Annotated in this window: 15 protein-coding genes; 13 read left to right on the top strand and 2 right to left on the bottom strand. The window is 67.1% G+C overall.

Annotation, left to right across the window (positions count from 1 at the left end):
- The first annotated feature begins 73 nt into the window (after positions 1-73).
- The 9 genes from atpB (at position 74) to ACSZL9_RS05790 (ending at position 9302) form a co-directional block, all read left to right on the top strand.
- Positions 74-844, top strand: coding sequence for a F0F1 ATP synthase subunit A (gene atpB / locus ACSZL9_RS05830; protein WP_446664523.1), 771 nt, complete (start codon positions 74-76; stop codon positions 842-844).
- Positions 845-965: 121 nt separating this feature from the next.
- Positions 966-1175 (top strand): ATP synthase F0 subunit C, encoded by a 210-nt coding sequence (gene atpE / locus ACSZL9_RS05825; RefSeq protein ID WP_440282678.1) that lies wholly within the window; start codon positions 966-968, stop codon positions 1173-1175.
- 47 nt (positions 1176-1222) lie between these two features.
- Entirely contained in the window at positions 1223-1819 is a 597-nt protein-coding gene (locus ACSZL9_RS05820) for a F0F1 ATP synthase subunit B (RefSeq protein ID WP_446664522.1), read from the top strand.
- The gene (locus tag ACSZL9_RS05815) at positions 1819-2631 is read left to right on the top strand and encodes a F0F1 ATP synthase subunit delta (RefSeq protein WP_446664521.1); all 813 of its coding nucleotides are present in this window, start codon (positions 1819-1821) and stop codon (positions 2629-2631) included. The genes ACSZL9_RS05820 and ACSZL9_RS05815 overlap by 1 nt, the downstream gene beginning before the upstream one ends.
- 56 nt (positions 2632-2687) lie before the next feature.
- Positions 2688-4322 (top strand): F0F1 ATP synthase subunit alpha, encoded by a 1635-nt coding sequence (atpA, locus tag ACSZL9_RS05810; protein ID WP_446664520.1) that lies wholly within the window; start codon positions 2688-2690, stop codon positions 4320-4322.
- A 134-nt stretch (positions 4323-4456) separates the two neighbouring features.
- Positions 4457-5368, top strand: a complete 912-nt coding sequence (locus ACSZL9_RS05805) for a F0F1 ATP synthase subunit gamma (protein WP_446664519.1) — start codon at positions 4457-4459, stop codon at positions 5366-5368.
- 25 nt (positions 5369-5393) lie between these two features.
- Complete coding sequence (atpD, locus tag ACSZL9_RS05800; protein ID WP_446664518.1) at positions 5394-6875, top strand: F0F1 ATP synthase subunit beta; 1482 nt, start codon at positions 5394-5396, stop codon at positions 6873-6875.
- Positions 6876-7159: 284 nt separating this feature from the next.
- The gene (locus tag ACSZL9_RS05795; RefSeq protein ID WP_446664517.1) at positions 7160-7795 is read left to right on the top strand and encodes a hypothetical protein; all 636 of its coding nucleotides are present in this window, start codon (positions 7160-7162) and stop codon (positions 7793-7795) included.
- A 166-nt stretch (positions 7796-7961) separates the two neighbouring features.
- Complete coding sequence (locus ACSZL9_RS05790) at positions 7962-9302, top strand: uracil-xanthine permease family protein (RefSeq protein ID WP_446664516.1); 1341 nt, start codon at positions 7962-7964, stop codon at positions 9300-9302.
- A 9-nt stretch (positions 9303-9311) separates the two neighbouring features.
- On the opposite strand, the gene ACSZL9_RS05785 is transcribed toward ACSZL9_RS05790, so the two are convergent.
- Positions 9312-10517, bottom strand: coding sequence for an MFS transporter (locus ACSZL9_RS05785; RefSeq protein WP_446664515.1), 1206 nt, complete (start codon positions 10515-10517; stop codon positions 9312-9314).
- Positions 10518-10593: 76 nt separating this feature from the next.
- On the opposite strand from ACSZL9_RS05785, the gene ACSZL9_RS05780 reads away from it, so the two are divergent.
- Positions 10594-11490, top strand: coding sequence for a LysR family transcriptional regulator (locus tag ACSZL9_RS05780; RefSeq protein WP_446664514.1), 897 nt, complete (start codon positions 10594-10596; stop codon positions 11488-11490).
- Between the two features lie 12 nt (positions 11491-11502).
- The gene (locus ACSZL9_RS05775) at positions 11503-12207 is read left to right on the top strand and encodes a YdeI/OmpD-associated family protein (RefSeq protein WP_446664513.1); all 705 of its coding nucleotides are present in this window, start codon (positions 11503-11505) and stop codon (positions 12205-12207) included.
- 43 nt (positions 12208-12250) lie between these two features.
- On the opposite strand, the gene ACSZL9_RS05770 is transcribed toward ACSZL9_RS05775, so the two are convergent.
- Positions 12251-14515 (bottom strand): acyltransferase family protein, encoded by a 2265-nt coding sequence (locus ACSZL9_RS05770; protein ID WP_446664512.1) that lies wholly within the window; start codon positions 14513-14515, stop codon positions 12251-12253.
- 249 nt (positions 14516-14764) lie between these two features.
- Here ACSZL9_RS05770 and poxB point away from each other — a divergent pair, with 249 nt between their 5' ends.
- Both poxB and asnB read left to right on the top strand, forming a co-directional pair.
- Positions 14765-16489, top strand: coding sequence for a ubiquinone-dependent pyruvate dehydrogenase (poxB, locus tag ACSZL9_RS05765; protein ID WP_446664511.1), 1725 nt, complete (start codon positions 14765-14767; stop codon positions 16487-16489).
- 285 nt (positions 16490-16774) lie between these two features.
- On the top strand, positions 16775-19429 hold the full coding sequence (asnB, locus tag ACSZL9_RS05760; protein ID WP_446664510.1) for an asparagine synthase (glutamine-hydrolyzing): 2655 nt from the start codon (positions 16775-16777) through the stop codon (positions 19427-19429).
- Positions 19430-19440 lie beyond the last annotated feature (11 nt).

The following is a 19440-nucleotide window of genomic DNA, read 5'->3' as shown; positions in this document are numbered from 1 at the left end:
CATCAACCAAGAGTCACTGACCAACCTGAAAGAAGACTGAGGAGCGCCTGTGAGCTTCAGCCCACTAGCTGCGGTGAAGACGGAATCGTTCACGCCGCCGGCCCCGGACGAGTTCTACCAGCGGTTCTTCGGCCATGGTGACTGGTCGTTCACCCGTCCGATGGTGCTCTTCCTCATCGTCGGCGTCGCGGTGTGCACCTTCCTGGTGATGACCACCCGCAAGGCGGCGATCGTGCCCAGTCGTGGTCAGTGGATCACCGAGCAGGTCTACGCGCCGATCCGCAACGGCATCGCGCAGGACATCATCGGCACCAAGGAGTTCCTGCGCTACGTGCCCCTGCTCTTCGCGGTGTTCTGCACCTTGCTGCTGAGCAACCTGATGAGCGTCATCCCGTTCTTCCAGTTCCCGCCGACGGGCCGTGTCGCCTTCCCGATCGCGCTGACGCTCTTCGTCTACGTGATCTACCAGGCCATCGCCTTCAAGCGGAAGGGCGTCATCGGCTACCTCAAGAGTCTCGTCCCGCCGGGACTGCCCGCCTGGATCCGGCCGATCATCCTGGTGCTGGAGATCATCACCTACTTCATCACCCGCCCGGTCACGCTGGCACTGCGACTCTTCGGCAACATGTTCGCCGGCCACATGCTCCTGCTGCTGTTCGTCACCGGTGGCGAGTTCATGATGCTCCACCAGGACGGCTTCCAGTACAAGATCTTCGGCGCCGGTTCGTTCGTCATGGCGGCCGCGATGACGGTCTTCGAGATCCTGATCGAGTTCCTGCAGGCCTACATCTTCACGCTGCTGGCGGCGACCTACATCGCCGACTCGATCGCGACGGAGCACTGAGCGCGCCCGGCGTGCCGTGAGTCGTCACCGACATACAACCGAATAGCCCACAACACAAAAGACTTCCGGGCGGTCCAGCCGACCGGATCAATGAAAGACAAACTCAGAAAGAGAGACCATCGTGTCAGGCAACATTGCGATTCTCGGCTACGGCCTCTCCGCTATCGGCCCCGGTGTCGGTATCGGTCTGATCTTCGCCGCCTACATCAACGGCGTTGCTCGCCAGCCCGAGGCCCGCGGCATGCTGCAGTCGATCGCCATCCTCGGCTTCGCGCTCGCAGAGGCGCTGGCCATCTTCGGTCTGGTCCTCGCGTTCGTCTTCAAGTCGTAATCGCGAACCCACACCACTTCACCAGCACCGTCTCGTAGGAGAAAGTCATGCACAGTGTCGCCCTAGTGGGGCTCGCCGCCTCCAGCGACCACGACGTTGCCGAGAGGGCGCCGATCCTGCCGCAGTGGTCGGAGCTCATCTTCGGTCTCGTCATCTTCGCGGTGATCCTGTTCGTCGTCTGGAAGAAGGTCGTCCCCAACCTGGAGAAGGCCTACCAGGAGCGGACAGCCGCGATCGAAGGCGGCATGCAGCAGGCTGCCGAGGTCCAGAAGCAGGCGGAGGAGGCCAAGTCGCAGTACGAAGCTCAGCTTGCTGAGGCTCGTGCCGAGGCCGCCAACATCCGTGAGGAGGCCCGCACCCAGGGCACCCAGATCATCACGGAGATGCGAGCACAGGCCAACGCCGAGTCGGACCGCATCATCGACAGCGCGCACAAGCAGACCGAGGCCGAGCGGCAGCAGGCCCAGGTCGAGCTGCGCAGCCATGTGGGTCGCCTGTCGACCGACCTGGCCGGCAAGATCGTCGGTGAGTCGCTGGAGGACGAGACGCGTCAGCGCGGCATCGTCGAGCGGTTCCTCTCCGATCTGGAGGCCGGTGACGTGAAGCCGCAGAAGGTCGGCACCACGCCGAGCGAGGGTGCCTGATGCAGGGCGCTTCGCGCAGTTCGTTGCTGACGCTCCGGCAGGAGTTGAACTCGTCGTTGCAGTCGGGTGCCGACGCGACGGCGTTGGGCGATGAGTTGTTCGCCGTCTCCGAGGTGCTCGGTTCCAGCGCTTCACTGCGGCGTGCGCTGACCGACCCGACGTCCGAGGAGTCCGCGAAGGGCTCGCTGTCGGACCGCCTCTTCGGCGGCAAGGTCAGCGAAGCAGTGCAGCAGTTGCTGCGTCGGGCCGTCGGCCAGCGCTGGACCGACGAGCGTGATCTCGGTGACGCACTGGAGCAGCTCGGCGTCGAAGCGACGCTGACCTCTGCCGAGCGCGCCGGCCGGATCGACGGCGTCGAGGACGAGCTCTTCCGCTTCGAGCGGACCGTCGCCGGCGACGCCGGACTGCGGGACGCGCTGAGTGACCGTCGCCGCTCCGGCAAGGACAAGGCGGACCTGGTCGGCAAACTGCTGGAGGGCAAGGCGGCGCCGGAGACGGTGCGTCTGGCACGCCAGGCCGCTGCCAACCCGGGTGGACGTCGCGTCGAGCGGGTGCTCGAGTCGTATGTCGCAGTCGCCGCGCAGCTGCGCGACCGGCTCGCTGCGACCGTGACCTCGGCACGTGAGCTGAACGAGGCCGATCGGTCCCGTTTGGGCCAGGCACTGGCCAGGATCTACGGCCGTCCCGTCCAGCTCAACGTCATCGTCGACCCACAGATCGTCGGAGGCCTGCGCGTGCAGGTCGGCGACGAGGTCATCGACGGCACCATCGCAACCCGACTGGAGGACGCTCGCCGCACCATGGCGGGCTGAATCCCTCACCAGACCTTCCGGCATACGACGCTGGAGATAGACCGAGGAGATACATCATGACGGAGCTTTCGATCCGTCCGGACGAGATCCGGGAAGCACTGGACGGTTACGTCCGGTCGTACGAGCCGGGTGCCGCCAGCCGTGAGGAAGTCGGCACCGTCGTGGATGCCGCTGACGGCATCGCCCACGTCGAGGGCCTGCCCTCGGCCATGACCAACGAGCTGCTGGAGTTCGAGGACGGCACGCTCGGCATCGCCCTCAACCTGGACGTGCACGACATCGGTGTCGTCGTCCTGGGTGAGTTCGGCGGCATCGAGGAGGGCCAGCAGGTCAAGCGCACCGGCGAGGTGCTCTCCGTGCCCGTCGGCGACAAGTTCCTCGGCCGTGTGGTCGACCCGTTGGGTCACCCGGTCGACGGCCTCGGCGACATCGAGTCCGAGACCCGCCGTGAGCTGGAGCTGCAGGCCCCCAACGTCGTGTCCCGTAAGTCGGTCCACGAGCCGATGATGACCGGCATCAAGGCCATCGACTCGATGACCCCGATCGGCCGCGGCCAGCGCCAGCTGATCATCGGTGACCGCAAGACCGGCAAGACCACGATCGCCACCGACACGATCATCAACCAGAAGGCCAACTGGGAGACCGGCGACCCGGACAAGCAGGTCCGCTGCATCTACGTCGCCATCGGTCAGAAGAACTCCACCGTCGCCGAGGTCCGCGCGACCCTCGAGGCCGCCGGCGCGATGGAATACACCACCATCGTCAACGCCCCGGCCGGCGAGGCAGCAGGCTTCAAGTACCTCGCCCCGTTCACCGGCTCGGCCATCGGCCAGCACTGGATGTATGACGGCAAGCACGTCCTGATCGTCTTCGACGACCTGACCAAGCAGGCCGAGGCCTACCGCGCGATGTCGCTGCTGCTGCGCCGCCCGCCGGGTCGTGAGGCCTACCCGGGTGACGTCTTCTACCTGCACAGCCGTCTGCTCGAGCGCTGCGCGAAGCTCTCCGACGAGCTCGGTGCCGGCTCGATGACCGGTCTGCCGATCATCGAGACCAAGGCGGGCGACGTCTCGGCATACATCCCGACCAACGTCATCTCGATCACCGACGGTCAGATCTACCTGCAGGCCGACCTCTTCAACGCCAACCAGCGCCCGGCGGTCGACGTCGGTGTGTCGGTGTCGCGTGTCGGTGGTGCGGCCATGACCAAGGCGCTCAAGGCCGTCACCGGTTCGATCAAGGTCGACCTCGCGCAGTACCGCGAGATGCAGGCGTTCGCGATGTTCGCGTCCGACCTGGACGCCGCGTCCCGCCAGCAGTTGGCGCGTGGTGACCGACTGATGGCGCTGTTCAAGCAGCCGCAGAACAGCCCGTTCTCGCTGTCGTCGCAGGTTGCGTCGCTGTGGGCAGGCACGACCGGTCAGCTGGACGACGTCGCTGCCTCGGACGTCGGCCGCTTCGAGGCGGAGTTCCTCGACCTGCTGCGTCGCGAGCACAAGGACACCCTCGACGCGATCGACGAGACCACCAAGCTGGACGACGGTGGCAAGCAGGTCTTCGAGGAGGCCATGAAGAAGCTGAAGTCGCAGTTCCAGGGCGGTCCGGACCACGGTGGCGAAGGCGCCGAGTCCCACGACGAGATCGCTCAGGACCAGATCGACCAGGCCAAGATCGTCAAGCAGCAGAGCTGACGTCGACGGCATGACGCTCACCGCGCGCCCGGGTGTCGGACTCCTCGTCCGACACCCCGGCGCGGCCGGGGAGCAGCTGGCCGGCACACGGACCCAGCACTGAACCTCACTTCTCACAGCAGGAAGGGGACACCATGGGCGCGCAGATGCGGATCTACCGCCAGCGCATCCGGTCTGTCCAGGCCACCAAGAAGATCACGCGCGCGATGGAGCTCATCGCGGCATCGCGCGTGGTCAAGGCGCGCCAGCGGGTCGAGCAGTCGACGCCATACGCGATCGCGCTGACCCGTGCGTGCTCCGCAGTGGCGACGCACAGCAACACCGACCACGCCCTGACCACCGAGCGGGAGCAGCCCAAGCGCGCCGCCGTGCTGATCTGCACGAGCGACCGCGGTCTGGCAGGCGCCTACTCGGTCAACGCCATCAAGAAGTCGGCCGAGCTCATCGAGCGGCTGCAGGGCGAGGGCAAGGAGGTCGTCCCCTACCTGGTCGGTCGCAAGGCGGTCAGCTACTACAAGTTCCGCCGGCGCGAATTCGCCCAGGAATGGACCGGATTCACCGACAACCCCGACTTCGAGGTTGCCAAGGAGGTGGGCGACGTCCTCACCGAGCAGTTCGTCGACGGCAGCGACGAGGGTGGCGTCGACGAGGTCCACATCGTCTACACGCGCTTCGTCAGCATGGTCAACCAGGAGCCGCAGGTCGTGCGCCTGCTGCCGCTGGAGGTCGTCGAGGGCGAGGTGGACGCCGACGGTGACGGCGAGCCGGACGGTCCGCTGCCGCTCTACGAGTTCGAGCCCAGCGCCGACGACGTGCTCGACGCGCTGCTGCCGAAATACGTCAATGCCCGCATCTACAACGCGTTCCTGCAGTCGGCCGCGTCGGAGCTCGCCGCGCGACAGCGCGCGATGAAGTCCGCGACCGACAACGCCGAGGAACTCATCAAGACCTACACCCGCCTCGCCAACCAGGCGCGGCAGGCCGAGATCACCCAAGAGATCAGCGAGATCGTTGGTGGCGCCAGCGCTCTCGCGGACGCCTCCTGAACGTCTGACGAGAAAGAGATAGCCAATGAGTGAGACCAACGTTCTCGACACGAAGGCGGAGGAGACCACGCCGGGCGCCGTTGGGCGCGTGGCGCGGGTCATCGGTCCGGTCATCGACGTCGAGTTCCCGACCGACGGTATGCCGGACATCTACAACCTGCTGACCCTCGAGGTCGACCTGTCCGCGGAGGGCGAGGAGACCGAGGGCAAGAAGCAGATCAAGCTCGAGGTCGAGCAGCACATCGGCGACAACATGGTGCGCGCGATCTCGCTGCAGCCGACCGACGGTGTCGTCCGCGGCCAGGCCGTGCAGGACACCGGCGGCCCGATCACGGTGCCGGTCGGCGAGTCGACCCTCGGCAAGGTCTTCAACGCGACCGGTGAGTGCCTCAACCTCGAAGAGGGCGAGAAGCTCGAGGTCAACGAGCGCTGGGGCATCCACCGCAAGGCGCCGGCGTTCGACCAGCTGGAGTCCAAGACCCAGATGTTCGAGACCGGCATCAAGGTCATCGACCTGCTGACGCCATACGTGCAGGGTGGCAAGATCGGCCTGTTCGGTGGTGCCGGTGTCGGCAAGACCGTGCTCATCCAGGAAATGATCGCCCGTGTGGCACGCGACCACGGTGGTGTGTCGGTGTTCGCCGGTGTCGGTGAGCGCACCCGTGAGGGCAACGACCTGATGGTCGAGATGGAGGAGGCCGGCGTGCTCGGCCAGACCTCCCTTGTCTTCGGTCAGATGGACGAGCCGCCGGGCACGCGTCTGCGGGTGGCGCTGTCGGCGCTGACCATGGCGGAGTACTTCCGCGATGTCCAGAACCAGGACGTGCTGCTCTTCATCGACAACATCTTCCGGTTCACCCAGGCGGGTTCGGAGGTGTCGACCCTGCTCGGTCGTATGCCGTCGGCCGTGGGTTACCAGCCGACGCTGGCCGACGAGATGGGTGAGCTGCAGGAGCGGATCACCTCGACGCGTGGTCACTCGATCACCTCGATGCAGGCGATCTACGTCCCCGCCGACGACTACACCGACCCGGCGCCGGCGACTACGTTCGCGCACCTGGACGCCACGACCGAGCTCTCGCGTGACATCGCCTCGATGGGTATTTACCCCGCGGTGGACCCGCTGACCTCGACCTCGCGCATCCTGGACCCGCGCTACATCTCCACCGAGCACTACGACACCGCGGTCCGCGTGAAGCAGATCCTGCAGCGCAACAAGGAGCTGCAGGACATCATCGCGATCCTCGGCATCGACGAGCTCTCCGAAGAGGACAAGATCCTCGTCAACCGCGCTCGCCGCATCCAGCGCTTCCTGTCGCAGAACACCTACGTGGCCAAGCAGTTCACCGGCCTCGAGGGCTCGACCGTGCCGCTCGCCGACACGATCGAGGCGTTCAACAAGATCGCCGACGGCGACTACGACCAGACGCCGGAGCAGGCGTTCTTCATGTGCGGTGGCCTCGACGACGTCGAGCAGAAGGCCGCCGAGTTGGCGAAGAACGACTGAGGCGCCATACGCGGTCGTCATACGAAGTGTGACGCGGCCCGCAGTAGTTGGATGACTGCTGGTCGCTGAGAACCCCCGGATCACGTTGTGGTCCGGGGGTTTTCGTGTGTGGGTGTGCCGGTGGCAGTTCACGTCCCGAAGTGCCGACGGTCGGTGTGTCGGGACCGGTGGTGGCGGATGGCGCACATAACCCTCAACAGTCGCGGGTTGTGTGCGGGATCTCGCTGTTTCGTGCGCATAACCCTCAACAGTCGCGGGTTGTGGGCGCCGGTAATCTGCGGCGTATGTCGCAGCCGGAAAGCATTGACGATTACTACGCGCGCATCCGGGCAGCCACCGACGACGAGGGACGGCTGCCTGTCGCCGCGGAAGAGATGCCGGGATGGGACATCTTCCCGTTCGAGATCGACAGCCTGCGGGTCAAGCCGTTGCAACCGCTGGCCGACGCGGAGCCGGACCGGCGTGGCGAGGACCCGGCGCAGTGCCACTGCACCGGTCCCGAGCGTCCCGACGACGGCACCCTCGTGTGGAGCAACGACCGTTGGCGGCTGACCGTCATCGTCGACACCGGTCTGCCGATCGCCGTGTCGTTGGGCCCGAAGCAGCACATGGACCTGCCGACGATGCCGGCGGACTGGGCTGCTGAGTTCGGACAGCTGACCGCGGTCATCAGTGCCGCGATCGAGTCGCTGCCGAGTGTCGGTCGAGCACAGCTCGCGAAGTATGGCGACGGCGGCGCTCACCTGCACGTGTGGTTCTTCGGCCGCCCCGCGCGGATGCTGCAGCTGCGTGGTTCGCCACTGCTGGACTGGGAGGAGAACCTCCCGCGTATGCCGCTCGAAGTGCTGCAGGCCAACGCGAAGCCGATCGGTGACGCTCTCGTTGCGGCATACGGGGGAGAGGTCGGCCGGCTGGGCTGAGGTCCCAACCTTCGACGGTCGAGGTTTGGGCCGCGAGGTCGGGCGCCTCAGCGTGCCTAACCTTCGACGGTCGAGGTTTGGGCCGCGTCGGCTGGGCGATCGACGTGCACAACCTTCCACGGTCGGGAGTAAGGGCACCGCGCTGGACGCCATATGCTGACCTCCCGTGAGTCTTCTTCCCTCGTGGACCCTGCACGGTGACGGAAAATCGGTGTCCGCGGGAGGTGTCGTTGCACCCGACGAGAGACTGACCTGGCCGCGGACGGCAGGTATCGGCCTGCAGCACATCGTGGCGATGTTCGGGGCGACGTTCCTCGTGCCGCTGCTGACCGGCTTCCCGCCGTCGACAACGCTGTTCTTCTCCGGCGTCGGCACAATGATCTTCCTGCTGCTGACAGCCGGCCGGGTGCCGAGCTACCTGGGCTCGTCGTTCGCTTTCATCGCGCCGATCGCGGCGGCCAAGGCCGAACACGGTATGGCGGGCGCGCTCGGCGGCATTGTGCTGACGGGCCTGGCGCTGGCCGTGGTGGGTCTCATCGTGCAGGTTGCCGGGGCGGGCTGGATCCGGGCGCTGATGCCGCCACTGGTTACCGGTGCGATCGTCGCGGTGATCGGCCTCAACCTCGCGGGCGCCGCGAAGGACAACTACGTCAAGGCACCAGTCACCGCGACGGTGACGGTCGCGGTGATCTGCCTGGTCACGGTCCTCGGCCGGGGGCTGCTCGGACGGCTGGCGATCCTCGGTGGTGTGGTCGCGGGCTACGTCACCGCCTGCGTGCGCGGCGAGGTGAAGTTCGACGCCGTGGGCAAGGCGGACTGGCTCGGCCTGCCGACCTTCCACAGCCCGCACTTCGACACCGGGGTCATCGCCCTCTTCGTGCCGGTCGTCCTGGTACTGGTGGCCGAGAACATCGGCCACGTGAAGTCGGTCGCCCAGATGACCGAGCGGGACCTGGACGACGTGCAGGGTCGCGCCCTCATCGCCGACGGGATCTCGACCGCGCTGGCCGGAGCCGGCGGCGGCTCGGGCACCACCACGTATGCCGAGAACATCGGGGTCATGGCGGCGACCAAGGTCTACTCGACCGCGGCCTACTGGTTCGCGGCACTCGGCGCGTTGGTGCTGAGCTTCTGCCCGAAGTTCGGCGAGGCGATCGCCACGATCCCGATCGGCGTACTCGGGGGAGCGGGCGTGGTGCTCTACGGCATGATCGGCCTGCTCGGCGCCCGGATCTGGATCGAGGCGCGCATCGACTTCGGCAACGCCATCAACCTGACACCAGCGGCGATCGGCCTGATCATCGGTATTGCCGACTTCACCTGGACGATCGGCGACGTGCAGCTCGCCGGTATCGCGCTCGGCACCATGGCGGTGCTGGTCTCCTACCACCTGATGCGTGCGATCAACCGGGTCAGCAAGGTGCTGCCGGATCCGATGACGCCGGCGCCGGCCGTCGACCTCAAGCACGAGCAGGGGTATGACGCGACCGTTGATCTCGCCAAGTGAGCTGACCGGTCAGCGGGCAGCCGGGCGCCCGCGACGCACCGTCTCGACCAGCCAGACCAGCAACCCGAGGATCGGGAAGACAGCACCGAGCAGGCAGACGGCGTCCCAGCCGTGGGCGGCATACACAGTCGCCGAGAGCGCACTGCCGCACGATCCGGCCGCGAAGTATGCCGTCATGTATGCCGTGTTGAGCCGGCTGCGTGCATCTGGCCGGAGTGGATAGAACATGGCCTGATTCGTGATGTGCGTGCCCTGGATGCCCAGCTCGAGCAACGCGGTCCCGACCGCGAGCGCGATGACCTGGTCGTGCCCGAGCGCGAGCAGGCCGAAGCTGACCGCCGTGAGCGCGACGAGCACCCCGATCTGCCGATGCGCCCAGCCCCGGTCGGCGAGGCGACCGGCGACCTTGCCGGCCAACGCGCCGGCCACCCCGAGCAGCGAGAAGACGCCGATCGTCCCGTCAGACCAGTTGTATGGCGCCCCGGCGAGCAGGAAGCCGATGCTGGTCCAGAAGACGCCGAACGACGCGAAGGTGACCGCGCCGTACAGCATCCGCCGCCTCAGCACCGGCTCCTCGCGGATCAGGGTGACGACCGAGGCCAGGGCCCGGCGGTAGGTGAGCTTCGCGGACGGCGGGACGACAGGGAGTTCACGGCGCAGCAGGACCAGGGTGAAGAGCATGAGTGCCGCGGCGAGCCAGAAAACGCTCCGCCAGCCGGCGACCTCCGCCACCAGGCCGGCGACGACCCGGGACAGCAGGATGCCGAGCAACAGCCCGGTCATGACGTCGCCGATGACCTTGCCACGCTCGTCCTCTCCGGCGAGGCCGGCCGCGAACGGCACGAGGATCTGACCGACGACCGAGGACACTCCCGCGAGCAGCGCGGCACCGGCGAGCAGCTGCCAGGTCGGAGCCATCGCCATGGCCGCGAGGCACACGGTGGTGATTGCCAGCACGCCGGTCAGCAGTCGTCGCCGCTCGACCAGGTCACCGGCCGGCAGCAGGAAGGCCAGACCGAGGGCGTAGCCGACCTGGCTCGCGGTCACGACCAGCCCGACACTGCCGGTCGAGGCGTGCAACGAGTCGGCGATCTGCGCGACGACGGGCTGCGCGTAGTAGCTGTTCGCGACGACCAGGCCCGAGGCGAGGGCCATCACCAGCACGAGCCGGTGGTCCATCCGATGGTGGACGACGGGAGCTGTCCGGGTTGTCATGGCGGACACCATCGCGGCTTTTCAATCCATCTGTCCAACAAGACGTACCCAGAGGATTGATAGCTACCATTTATAGATGGAGTTGAGGCAGCTGGAACACTTCGCCGCGGTCGCCGAAACACACAGCTTCACCAGGGCCGCCGAGCGACTGCGCATCTCGCAGCCGGGGTTGAGCGCGTCGATCCGCAGCCTCGAGCGCGATCTCGGCACTGCGTTACTCGAGCGCACGACCCGCCGCACGATCCTCACACCTGCTGGCGCAGCGCTGCTGGGGTCGGCCCGGCGGGTGCTGGACGAGGTCGACGCGGTGCGGCGCCGGCTGGCCGACATCGCCGGGCTCAGCGCCGGCAGCCTCGCGTTGGGGGTGGTGCAGACCTTCACCTCGGTCGACGTGCCGGCGCTGCTGGCCGAGCTGTCCCGGCGTCATCCCGGCATACAGGTGACGCTGCGCGAGGAGCCGACGGCCGAGCTGCTGCGATCGGTGCTTGCCGGCGATCTGGACCTCGCGTTCGCGGCCCTCGACAACACGCCGCTGCCCGACGGTCTGATGGTGGCGCGCTCCTACCCGGAGAAGATCGTGGTCATCACCGGCCACGATCACCCGCTCGCCGGCCGCACCCGGGTCCGGTTGGAGTCGCTGGGTGCCGAGCGGTTCATCGACTTCCGAGCCGGCCAAGGGCTGCAGACGGTGATCGACGACGTCTGCGCCGCGGCCGGTCTGCATCGGCGGATCGGCTTCGCCGTGAGCGACATGGAGCAGGTGCTCTCGCTGGTCTCCCACGGCCTCGGTGTCGCGCTCGTGCCGGAGCCGCTCGCTCGCAACAGCGGTCTGCCGGTGATCGCGATCTCGCCGCATCCGCCCGCGCGCACGCTGGCCCTGGTGAGCCGGGCGGCGCCGCCGGCCAACCCGGCAGCGCGTGAACTACTCGACCTGGTGCCGCCGACCGGCAGTGACGCTGTCGGTGGCAGGTGAGAGGTTGGCCGTATGACGAAGAGTGCGACGCCGGGCCGCATGGGCGGCACACCGGAGAAGCCTGCGCGCTTCTTCGCCGATGCCGCGGAGTTCGGTGCCTGGTTGGCGGCACACCACGACACCGAGACCGAGCTGTGGATGGGCCTGGCCAAGAAGCACGTCCCCGACCGCGGGCTGACCTGGGCCGAGGCCGTCCCGGAGGCGTTGTGCTGGGGCTGGATCGACTCCGTCTCGCAACGCATCGACGATGACTTCGTCCGGCAGCGATGGACTCCCCGCAAGCGCACCAGTCACTGGAGCAAGGTCAACCTCGCGCTGGTCGAGCAGCTGCGGGCCGAGGGCCGGATGCAACCCGCGGGCCTGGCGATCTGGCGGGCCCGCAAGCGGGAGGACGCGCCATACACCCATGAGCGGGAGGGCCCGCTGGAGTTGCCCGTCGCGTATGCCGAAAGACTCGCGGATTCGCTTGCCGCACAGGCTTTCTGGGATGCCGCGACCAAGACCTACCGCCGGGTGTGCACCAACTGGGTGCTGTCCGCCAAGCAGGAGTCGACCCGTGACCGACGGATGGCGCAACTGGTCGAGGACAGCGCCGCCGGCCGATTGATCCCGAGCCAGCGCTACGGCACGGTGCCGACGTGGGTCACACGTGCCGCTGCCGCAGCGAAGGCGGCGAAGGCGCGCGAGGCGGCGAAGGAAGGGGACGCAGCAGACTGAGCAGCTAGGTCTCGATCTCGACGTGCCCGGCGTCAGCCCGGGCTCACAGTGACTTGAAGTCGATCTTCTCGGCCAGCACAGGACGCAACCGCTCGGCATACGTCGTGGTGAGGTGGTGATCGTCGCGATAGACGATCGTGCCGTCGACGACGATCGGGCAGACGTCGTCGTGACACTCCCACGGCATCATGTTGATGTAGTCGGCGCCGCTGTCCTTGGCGGTGTCGCGCCAGGCGGCGTCGCGAGCGACCGTCACATCGTCGGGCGCAGTGGCGCAGGTGCTCAGGTCGGCGCTGCGCGAGCCGAGGCAGGTGCCGGCGTCCTTGGACAGCCGGGACTGGTCGGAGATGATGTCGACCTCGTCGGTGAGGCCGTGCAGTTTCTCCAGGGTGCGCTCCGAGCCCTCCCGGAAGAGTTTCGTGCCCTCCTTCGCCGAGACCTCCTTGTTGGTCTTCGGGTCCAGGATCGGGGTGTCGAGCAGGCCGCTGATGATCACCAGGTCCGGCTTGAGCTGCTTGATCTGCTGCAACGCCCACTCCCGGTAGGTGTCGCACTGCGTGTAGGGGACGCCCTTGAGACGCACCCGCACGTCGGCCGGCAGGCAGCCCGCCTTGGTCAGCGGGATCAGCTTCAGGTGGTGCTTCTTGGCCAGACCGCTCAGTGGCTTCAGCCACTGCGCGGCGTGCGAGTCACCCCAGAGCACCACGGTGTGCTCGGCCTTGGTGTCACCCTTCGGGCACAGCTTGTGCGAGGTCTTGTCCCGGGTGCCCGCCCAGCAGGCGCTGCTGGGTTCGGTCTTGTCGTCGGGCAGGTGCAGCAGGCTCGGCACCAGCTTGCTGGGCAACGCGGCACCGTCCTGTGCCTTGTCGCTCGCGGACTCCACCTGGCCACGCAGCGACGACACCGCAGAGGGCTTCTCGGCCTTCTTCACCGCAACCCTCTGCGCGGCGTCCGCGGTCGTGGAGGACTGCGCCATCGTCGACTGATAGATCACGGCGGCAGGGGCGAGCACCATCACCAGCGCGGCGGGCCAGAGCGCCAGCGAGCGCACGTTGGTGTGCCGTCCGCGCTTCTTGCTCGTGCGCAGCGGGGTCTCGACGTAGCGGTAGCTGAGCCAGGACAACCCGATCGCCACCACGATGAGCACCAGCTTGTGCCGGATGCGCAGGTGCCCGCCGGCATACGCGGTGGTGAGGATGAGCACCGGCCAGTGGACGAGGTAGATCGAGTAGGAGATGTCTCCGATGAAGCGCATCGGCCGGACGCCGAGCACCATCGTCGCGCCGTAGCGCGGCCCGTCGATGCCACCGGCGAGGATCAGCACGGCGCCCAGCACGGGCACCAGTGCGGCACTGCCGGGGAAGGGTGTCGACGGTGTGTAGGCAATGGCGGCATACAGCACCATCCCCAGGCCGGTCCAGGACATCACTGCCTTCAGCCGGTCCGGCAGGTGCGCGACCCGGTGGGCGACGAGCGCGAGCAGCGCGCCGAGTCCGAGCTCCCAACCGCGGGTGAATGTCGAGAAGTATGCCGAGTGCGGCGACACCCCGGTGTCGTGGATCGACCAGGCCAGAGACAGCACGCTCAGCAGTGCGATGAGCACCGCGGCGCGGCGCAGCGCCTGCACCCGGCCGAGCGTGATGCGGGCGCGAGTGGCGCGCGGTCCGCGACGGATCTTGCGCTCGCGTCGCCGCCACGGCAGGAGGAGCATGAGGGCGATGATCACCGGCCAGGCCAGGTAGAACTGCTCCTCGACGGCGAGCGACCAGAAGTGCTGCACCGGTGTCTCGAAGGTCGCGGCGGCGAAGTAGTCGGTGCCGCCCTGTGCGAAGTGCAGGTTGGCTGCGAAGAACGCGGCCCACTTCACGTCGGTGGCGACCTTGCTGAGGTCACCGTCGGTGTAGACGAAGGTGGATGCCACCAGGGTGAGCAGCAGAGTCACCGACGCGGCCGGCAGGATGCGGCGGGCACGCTTGGCATAGAAGCCCGTGAACGACACCCGTCCGGTGGAGCGAACCTCGCGGGCCAGCAGGCCGGTGATCAGGAACCCGGAGACCACGAAGAAGACGTCGACGCCGATGTAGCCGCCGGCGAAAATGTGCTTGATCTCGGCGTGGCTGACCACGACCAGGAGCACTGCGATCGCTCGCATGCCCTGGATGTCGGGGCGCTGGGCGTGCGCCTTCGGCTGCTTGCCGGTCTCCTCGCGCGAGTCGTGTGCGGCGGAGTCCGTGCCGTGAGCACGGTGTGCTGCCCTCTGGCCGCGTGGGCCGGAGGAGTCCTTGGCCGGGAGCACCGTGGCCACCATGTCACCCTTTGCTCAGATCGACGACACGTCACTGCCATTGAGGATGGTGCTGTCAATGGATCATTTATTACGTTTTCATAACTCCGCGCAGATGGCCAGTCGGGGAATCACGATCGCGTGTCGTCCGACCACCGATGATGCCCGATCCCGCACGGCGATGGTGGGACGTGGATCGGCGGATCTCATTGTCGCGATCCGGCCGGGCCCGACGGGTGTCGGTGAGGCGCGGTGGCAGGTCATGATGGGTCCATGGCGACTATCGCGGACTCCATCATCCGAACCTTGAAGGCGAGCGGCGTTCGCCGGCTGTATGGCGTGCCGGGCGACTCCCTCAACGGTCTGACCGATGCGTTGCGACGCGACGGAGACCTGCAATGGGCGCACGTGCGCAACGAGGAGGTCGGTGCGTTCGCAGCCGGTGCCGAGGCGCAGCTGACCGACGAACTCGCGGTCTGTGTCGGCAGTTGCGGCCCGGGCAACGTCCACCTCATCAACGGCCTGTATGACGCCGGGCGCAGCCACGCCCCGGTCCTGGCGATCGCCGCACAGATCCCGCGGGAGGAGATCGGCAGCGGCTACTTCCAGGAGACCCATCCGACGCAGATATTCAACGAGTGCAGTGTGTATGCCGAGCTGGTGTCCTGCGCCGATCAGTTCCCGGTGGTCTTCCAGCAGGCCCTGCAGGCAGCGATCTCCCGCCGCGGTGTGGCCGTGATGGTCGTGCCGGGGGAGATCTTCATGGAGGAGTGGTCCGCGGCCGACGTGCTGCCGGTGCACACCCGCGAGACGGTCGTGCTCCCGCCGGTCGAGGACCTGGACGCGGCCGCCGAGGTCATCAGCGGGTCGGCGCGGCCCGCCATACTCGCCGGGGCCGGGTGTGCCGGTGCCCACGACGAGCTGATCGGTTTCGCCGACGCGATCAAGGCACCGATCGTGCACTCGCTGCGTGGCAAGGAATGGGTCGAGTGGGACAACCCCTATGACGTCGGACTGACCGGACTGATCGGCTACGACTCCGGCTACCGCGCGATGGAGCACTGCGACGTGCTGATCATGGCCGGCACTGACTTTCCCTACCGGCCGTTCCTGCCCGACGACGTGCCCGTCATCCAGATCGACGTGCGCGGCGAGCGCATCGGACGACGCGTCAAGGTGTCACACCCGTTGGTCGGCACGGTGCGAGACACGTTGCCGCAGTTGCAAACTCGCCTGAAGGGCAAGCGGGACGGCGGCTTCGCGGACACGATCGTCAAGCACCACCGCAAGCGCCGGGCGAGGCTGGACGAGCTTGCCGAGCCCGGCAAGCCGAAGGAGACGCCGCTGCACCCGCAGTTCGTCACCGACGCGATCAACCGGCACGCGAGCGACGACGCCGTCTTCACCTGTGACGTCGGCACACCGACGGTGTGGGCTGCCCGATACCTGCGGATGAACGGCAAGCGCCGGCTGCTCGGATCGTTCAGCCACGGGTCGATGGCCAATGCACTCGCGCAGGCGATCGGCGCCTCGGCGGCATACCCGAAGCGTCAGGTCGTGGCGCTTGCGGGCGACGGCGGCCTGGCCATGCTGCTCGGTGACCTGATCACCCTGAAGCAGCTGAATCTGCCGGTGAAGGTCATGGTCTACAACAACAGCGCGTTGAGCTTCGTGGAGCTGGAGATGAAGCAGGCGGGGCTGATCAACTTCGGCACCGGTCTGGACAACCCCGACTTCGCGGCGATCGCCGACGCGATGGGGATCCGCGGCTTCCGGGCCGAGCGCACCCAGGACGTCGAGGACTGCGTGCGTGACGCGTTGGAGCACGACGGTCCGGCGCTGGTCGACCTGCGGGTCGCCCGGCAGGAGCTGTCGCTGCCGCCGAAGATCACGCTGGCGCAGGTGAAGGGCTTCACGCTCTACGCCACCCGCACCGTGCTGTCCGGTCGCGGCAGCGAGATCGTCGAGCTGGCGCGGACCAACCTGTCGCAGCTCTGACCCCGAGCGGGTCGAGTGCCGGAGGAGCGCATCTTCAAGCTGGTCGAGTGCCGGAGGCCGAAGGTGGTCGAGTGCCGGAGGAGCGGAGCGGGGGAGGTGTATCGAGACCGAGCGCGCGACGCATATGTGGTCTCGATACGGCTCGCCCTATGGGGCTCGCCTACTCGACCAGCTTGAGTGAGTGCCCGGAGGAGCGGAGCCTCCAAGCGGGTCGAGTGCCGCAGCGGGGGAGGTGTATCGAGACCGATTGGGTCGCCACCGCTCCGGCCAAATAAGCTGGCCCGCATGTGTGGAATCGTCGGGTACTACGGCCCAGGTGGCAACGCAGCGCTGCTGCAACGGATGAACGACTGCCAGGCGCACCGCGGCCCCGACGGTGAGGGCACCTTCGAGGACGGCCCGGTCGGCCTCGGCCACCGCCGGTTGTCGATCATCGATGTGGCGCACGGCCAGCAGCCGATGGCCACCGCCGACGGGCGCTACACCATCGCCTACAACGGTGAGGTCTACAACTACCTGCCGCTGCGCGAGGAGCTGAAGGCACTCGGCCACGAGTTCACCACCGACTCCGACACCGAGGTCGTGCTGGCGGCGTTCGCGCAGTGGGGCAACGAGGCGTTCGACCGCTTCAACGGCATGTGGGGCCTGGCGATCTGGGACGCGGTCGACCAGCGGCTCACGCTCAGCCGCGACCACTTCGGCATCAAGCCGGTGTATGTCGCCAAGGTCGGCGACACCGTGCTGTTCTCCTCGGAGATCAAGGGCATCCTGTCCTCCGGTCTCTACGACCCGAAACCCAATGACCGCACCGTTTTCCGCTACCTGCGCTTCCGCATCCACGAGGACGGTCGCGAGACGTTCTTCGACGGCATCGAGCGGCTGGAGCCGGGCGAGGCCATGACGATCGACGCGAGCGGGACCACGCGGGCGCCATACACCCGACTGCGCGAGGAGCTCGCCGAGCTGGCCACGGAGCAGCGCCCGTATGACGAGGCGGCTGCCGCCGACTACAAGGCCAGGCTGATCGAGGCGGTCCGGCTGCGGCTGCAGTCCGAGGTGCCGGTCGGCACGTCGTTGTCCGGTGGTCTCGACTCGAGTGCGGTCGCGGTGATCATCAACCAGCTGCTCAACTCCGGCGACGAGACGACCGCGGAATCCGTTGGGGCGGAGCAAAACACGTTCTCTGCCGTCTTCCCCGGGTCGCTCAATGACGAGGAGAAGTATGTCGACGCTGTGCTCGACATCTGCCGCGGCCACGTCGACGCGCACAAGATCAAGCCGACGGCCGACGAGTTCAAGGCCGACATGCGCGACTTCATCCGCGCACAGGAGGAGCCGCTGATCTCCTCCGGCCCCTACGCGCAATATCAGGTGATGCGCGAGGCGACCGAGCACGTGACGGTGCTGCTCGACGGCCAGGGCGCCGACGAGATGATGGCCGGCTACATCCCCTATTACTTCGTCTACCTGCGGCAGCTGAAGGCGCAGGGCGCCAAGCAGGCGGCAGCGGAGCTGTCCAAGAGCCTGGACGTGATCTACCGGCTCGGCCGCTTCAAGTTGCAGGCAAAGCTCAAGGGCCGCAAGGGGATTCCGATGACCCAGTTGCTCGCCGACGACTTCGTGTCGGCGCACTCTGGGGAGACCTATTCGGTCGAGGGCACCAACCTCAAGAAGCGGCTCATCGAGGACCTCTTCATCGGGTCGCTGCCGTCGCTGCTGCGCTACGAGGACAAGAACACCATGCGCTTCTCGCTCGAGGGGCGCGTGCCGTTCCTCGACAAGGAGGTCGTGAAGTTCATCTTCAGCCTGTCCGATGAGGCGATCATCAAGGGCGGCTGGAACAAACGGATCCTGCGTGACGCCACCCGCGGCCTGCTGCCGGAGTCGATCAACCGGCGTCGCAACAAGATCGGTTTCACCACCCCGCAGGGTGAGTGGTTCATGCGGCTGAAGAACCACTTCTACAACATCTTCCTGTCCGAATCCTTCGCAAACAGACCGTATTTCGACCAGGCCGAGGTGTTGCACGCCTTCGAGGGCTGGATCAAGGGCACCAACGACGTCGACTCGATGGTCTTCTGGCGGATGCTCAACGTGGAGATCTGGCTGCAGGAGTTCTTCGACGAGAAGCAGCCGGAGGACGACACTCCGGTGCGCATCAAGACCGACCTGGAGCCCAACGCGGGCAAGGAGCTCGACCTGGTCACCAGCCTCGGCGAGCAGGTGCGCCGCTACCCGTTGCGCACCGAGCTGTTCAGCCGGGACGACGACCTCGACTCCCGGGTGCTGGCTCAGGTCGACCGGTTCTTCGAGCAGCTCGACGCCGACTCCGACCATGCCGCGGAGATGGCCGGAAAGCGTTGGTACTACTTCATTTCCGAGAAGATCGTCGCCATCACTCAAGGCCGGTCCTACTTCATCTGGGACATCAACGTCGGTCGGCCGGCGCGGGTGCTGTCCAAGTACGTCACCCGCACACCCGCCGGCATCGGCCTCGGGTCACCGTTCACCATGCAGCTGGCCATCCAGGAGGCCGGTCTGCCGCGCGTGCTCTATGCCAGCGCCGGGGGAGCGGTCGGCAAGTTGATCGGCAAGCGCGGCATGTTCTACGAGCTGGTCGGTGGAGACATCCGGGCCATCGACGGCCCGACCGAGTACTCCGCCTACCCGTCCAACGTCTCGGCCAAACTGGCACCGAAGGACCCGAACGACGTCGCAGCCCGACTGACGGCCGCGATCCGCGAGCGCGTGCCGGCGGCATACAAGGAGACGTTCGGGGGCACGATCGTCATGGACGCCAACGACATCGGCCGCAACGTGCTGGGCAGCGACATCCCCGGTGACTGGACCCGCTTCGAGGAGATGTTCGCCGACAACCCGCTGGGTCAGGGTGGCGAGCAGACCCCGATGGCGATCGTCGTCGAGCGCCCGACAAGCTGATCGAGCGTCGT

The sequence above is a fragment of the Flexivirga sp. B27 genome (genome assembly GCF_052905685.1).
The sequence above is the reverse complement of the archived record's forward strand: the minus strand, read 5'-3'. Positions and strand labels throughout refer to the sequence as shown.